The organism is Pantoea sp. Morm (genome assembly GCF_016643525.1).
GTDB lineage: Bacteria > Pseudomonadota > Gammaproteobacteria > Enterobacterales > Enterobacteriaceae > Pantoea > Pantoea dispersa.
In genome coordinates this window covers 1-3,695 of sequence record NZ_VOQX01000179.1, presented here as the reverse complement: position 1 = coordinate 3,695, position 3,695 = coordinate 1, and the positions used below count along the sequence as shown (strand labels likewise).

Below are 3,695 nucleotides of genomic sequence, written 5' to 3'. Positions count from 1 at the left end.
CTGCACGAACGGGTACTGCTGGCGCAGCAGAAAGTCTCCCCGCGTCAGCGCCAGCGCCTCGCTGATGCGTGCGCCGGTGTTCCACAGGGTGGTGAACAGCATCTTGCGGCGCAGGTCGGGCATGAAGTGGAGCAGGGCGCTGACCTCCGGCGCCAGCAGGTATTTCGGCAGGTCGTCGACCAGCGCGGCCATCTGGCGCAGCGCCAGCGCGGCTGGATAGTCGATAGCCACGGGCAAAGAAGCTACTGGAGAGGGATATTCGTAAGCAGTAAGGGCTGTCATTATATTATTCAGACCATAAAATCAGTTATGAGTCAGAATTCATCATCATCGCGTTTAGTATAACCGGCGGTCTCACTGGCCATGGTTTCGCTAAATAGCTCAAGAAAATGAATAATAGTTTTCAATGCATTCAAAAGCTCAAAACGTCCGATCACTGCTTCAGTATCGGCTGCAGTATTACCGTTGCGGTGAACAAGGTCATGCCGCGTTTCTATTATGTCACTCAGTGAATCAGTAGGCCATGCAGGCACCGTCTGCAACATACAACCGAAATACCGGCGAATATACTCAGGGTTGTGGAAGGTCCTGCTCCCTACAATTGACTGTGCAGCAAGCCTGTAAGCATCTTTTGAGGCATCAGGCTCACCGGATGCTTCAAGCCTGGCCGCTGTATCAAGAAGTTTAATATGATCTCTCCTCAATCCAATTTTCGCATGGTTTAAGCGGAACAGATTTAGGTGAGGTTCGTGGTTGAGCAGGGCGCGCGCGCTGTACATCACGCAGGCTTCCATCACGCTGACTGCGTGAACCCACGACATCCTTAATACAATCGGGGGCTGAGAAGATGCGTTTAAATCACTGAGCCGATCAAGTTCGGAGAAAGCATGCTTGCAGCGGTCTCTGACCGAGTTGAGCGACGCCGAATAAAGCTCCTTTTCATATTCCGCCTGACCCTGCTCGTACAAAAAATCCTGCCAGTCGTAGTATTCCTCCCTGATTATTTCCCATTCTGACGAGGAGGGCTTGATGTCAGGACGATGCAGCTCAGCCCATGCTTCAAACCGCTCCTCCTGCAGATCCATCATATGCTCTTTCATGCTGCCCATCAGCAGTCTCCTTAAATGATGCATGTCATAGAAACGAACATCTTCGCGTCATGAGGGTTCGTCAAATCGTAGCGGATGGCGCCAGAAGGAAGTTGTCTGAAGATTACCGGGTTACCGTAAAGCGACAGCGACCACTCATAACCGTCTTTGGTTAAATGCCGCCTCGCATATTCCTCGTATAAACCCTGATCCTCGCATACGAGCAGCCAGAGAGTTTCACCCTGGGAGTCTAATATGTGGCAGAGCCACACGCTCGCGCAGTCCAGACAAATTAACTTTGATATTATTTCGTTGCTTATCATTAGTTACTTATGGTTATCACTTTTGTCTAATTAATCGTGTGAGCTATCAACAGACTAATAATGAGAATTAATCACTATTAAATGTATAACGTTATTATAATCGCTAACTTAATTAGCATAAAAATTGTGATCCAGATTATTTTCACTTACCGCAATTACCTGACCGCCCCCTGCGCCGGATCCGCTTTCTGCCATATTCTTTACTTTCACGGAAGCGTAACACGTGGCTCTCAGGCGTAAAAGCGCCGGTTTGCTGCCGGTGCTTCCCTGACAAATCCCGTATGTTGTGCCCTCATTAGCTATGCTAGACACTATATGTAGTTATTCGCGCAAAAAAACGCCCGATGGTAGAAAAGATCCGGTTCCACCCTTTTCCGGATCTTAGGGAGGTGATGACACGATGAGATGTCATTATTGTAATTATTCGCTAAATTCATATCTGATATGATAATATTCAGATAAGAGAAAATCACTCTTCATAGCAATAACGAATCCTTATCCGTCATTCACACGCATGGAGTCATTATGGGAAGCCCCGGCCTAACGCTCAGCATTACCTATGATCAGCTGCTGGAAACCACCCGGACGATGCTGCACACCTTTGCCGCGGCCGGATGTACTCCCCCTGATGAATTTGACAGGGGGCTCTGCGTCGGGGCCATCGATCTCTTTCTCACCCTCATTCAGGGCATGGAAGAAACGGACAAGGACTATGCCGACGATCACCGCCAGCTTCGCCTGCTGGCCGGGCTGGAAACAGACGGCAGGGAGCCTGCTGCCGATGTCCACTGAAAAAACCCGCCGCCCGTCGCCGCTGCAGAGACGGATCCTCGTCGTGCTGGCCGCCCTTGATGCAAACCGGCCGGGTCCTGTGGCCACCCGCGACCTCGGGCGGCTGCTGGAGCAGGGCGCGGATGTCCCGGTTTACGGGCCTAACCTGCGCGCCTCCTGCCGCCGGCTGGAAGACGCGGGCTGGCTGCGCACGCTGCGGGCGCCAAACCTGCAGCTGGCCGTTGAGCTCACCGATGCGGGCAGGGACCAGGCGGCCCCCTTGCTGCAGGCCGAGGTTAACGCTCAGGAAAGGACGCGGCGGGAATCTACGGTATGCGCGCTGACCTCGCTGCCCGGGAGCGCAGCGGACGTCCCGGCGAATGTCCGCCTGAACGGCCAGGATTTCCTGGTACGCAGCGCGGCCTACGTGGTGCGTCTGGACGGCACCACCTGCCTGCAGATCGAGTTACCGGGTGGAGCCCTGCATTGGCTGCCTGCCGACGCCCTGCAGGTGGCTGAGTGGTATCAGGCCTGCGTCCGCGCGGGTCTGCCTTCTCGCGTGCAGGTCAATGCTGACGCGCCGGCCGCAGGCGCCGGTGAGGATGCACGATGAGTACCATCAGGGCCGTCGCGTTCGCGCTCAGCGCGCTGCTGGTCAGCCTGGTACCGGGGAGCGAACAGCACGGCCCGCTCTCTGCTGAGGTGCGGTTTTCCGGCGCCCCGGTCGCCGGGGCGGTCAGCCCGGTCAGTGAGGAGTGCAGAAAAAATCCGCCGGCGGCCGGCTATCCCGCTGAGCTTAAGCCCCTGCTCCGCGATGCCGCGCGGACACTGATCCGGGTGTGCCAGGAAAGCAGGGCGGGCTAGCGCGTAATACAGCGAAGAATCCGCATAGCAGTGCGGCAGAGAAATGATAATCACACGTTAAGGAAAGCCCCGCTATGTTTGATACAAACGTCAGAAGCACCTCAGAAAGCTACGCGGCCACAGCCTGTTCGCCGGCTAACCTCATTGCCTTACGGGACAGAAAAGGGAAGGCCTGGGTGATACAGAAAGAACTGATCGCATTTATCCGGGAAGAAGGCGTTCTCAAAAGTGCCCGCGTAGTCCTGTCTAACGATAAGTGGTTCGACGTTGACATGTCCGTGGACGAACTGGCCGCGGCGCTGGGCCTGCCGGCGCTGCCATCAGCCTGAACTTAAGGAGCTCATGGTGAAAAAGCCAACGCCTGTCCCCCACGATGCGGCCTTCAAGGCTTTCCTGACGCATCCCGATACGGCCCGGGACTTTATCGAGCTGCACCTGCCGGCAGAGCTGCGCGCCGTCTGTGACCTCAGCACCCTGAAGCTCGAGTCCGGCAGCTTTGTGGAGGAAAACCTGCGCGCTTTCTACAGCGACGTGCTCTACAGCCTGAAGACCGCCGCCGGCGACGGCTACATCCACGTGCTGATCGAGCACCAGTCAACGCCTGACCGGCACATGGCGTTTCGCCTGATGCGTTACGCCGTGGCCGCCA

General features: G+C 55.7%; 6 protein-coding genes and 1 pseudogene. 5 read left to right on the top strand and 2 right to left on the bottom strand.

Annotated features, from left to right (window positions below; genetic code table 11):
* Positions 1-282 (bottom strand): annotated as a pseudogene (locus tag FT726_RS26400) (tyrosine-type recombinase/integrase); the annotation flags it as partial.
* A gap of 32 nt (positions 283-314) precedes the next feature.
* Positions 315-1,109, bottom strand: coding sequence for a hypothetical protein (locus FT726_RS26395; RefSeq protein WP_346303757.1), 795 nt, complete (start codon positions 1,107-1,109; stop codon positions 315-317).
* Between the two features lie 827 nt (positions 1,110-1,936).
* On the opposite strand from FT726_RS26395, the gene FT726_RS26390 reads away from it, so the two are divergent.
* From FT726_RS26390 to FT726_RS26370, 5 genes are all read left to right on the top strand, one after another.
* Positions 1,937-2,203 (top strand): hypothetical protein, encoded by a 267-nt coding sequence (locus tag FT726_RS26390; RefSeq protein ID WP_346303756.1) that lies wholly within the window; start codon positions 1,937-1,939, stop codon positions 2,201-2,203.
* The gene (locus FT726_RS26385; protein ID WP_346303755.1) at positions 2,193-2,795 is read left to right on the top strand and encodes a hypothetical protein; all 603 of its coding nucleotides are present in this window, start codon (positions 2,193-2,195) and stop codon (positions 2,793-2,795) included. Before FT726_RS26390 ends, FT726_RS26385 begins: the two co-directional genes overlap by 11 nt.
* Positions 2,792-3,046 (top strand): hypothetical protein, encoded by a 255-nt coding sequence (locus FT726_RS26380; protein ID WP_346303754.1) that lies wholly within the window; start codon positions 2,792-2,794, stop codon positions 3,044-3,046. The genes FT726_RS26385 and FT726_RS26380 overlap by 4 nt, the downstream gene beginning before the upstream one ends.
* 74 nt (positions 3,047-3,120) lie before the next feature.
* Entirely contained in the window at positions 3,121-3,375 is a 255-nt protein-coding gene (locus tag FT726_RS26375) for a hypothetical protein (protein WP_346303753.1), read from the top strand.
* A 13-nt stretch (positions 3,376-3,388) separates the two neighbouring features.
* Positions 3,389-3,695, top strand: a 307-nt coding sequence (locus tag FT726_RS26370) for an Rpn family recombination-promoting nuclease/putative transposase (RefSeq protein ID WP_346303752.1), incomplete at its 3' end; no start/stop codon positions are given.

Bases quoted from the DNA above. Each gene is read 5' to 3' on its own strand.
- FT726_RS26375 (WP_346303753.1), top strand. From the start codon at position 3,121: ATGTTTGATACAAACGTCAGAAGCACCTCAGAAAGCTACGCGGCCACA.
- FT726_RS26380 (WP_346303754.1), top strand. From the start codon at position 2,792: ATGAGTACCATCAGGGCCGTCGCGTTCGCGCTCAGCGCGCTGCTGGTC.
- FT726_RS26385 (WP_346303755.1), top strand. From the start codon at position 2,193: ATGTCCACTGAAAAAACCCGCCGCCCGTCGCCGCTGCAGAGACGGATC.
- FT726_RS26395 (WP_346303757.1), bottom strand. From the start codon at position 1,109: ATGGGCAGCATGAAAGAGCATATGATGGATCTGCAGGAGGAGCGGTTT.
- FT726_RS26390 (WP_346303756.1), top strand. From the start codon at position 1,937: ATGGGAAGCCCCGGCCTAACGCTCAGCATTACCTATGATCAGCTGCTG.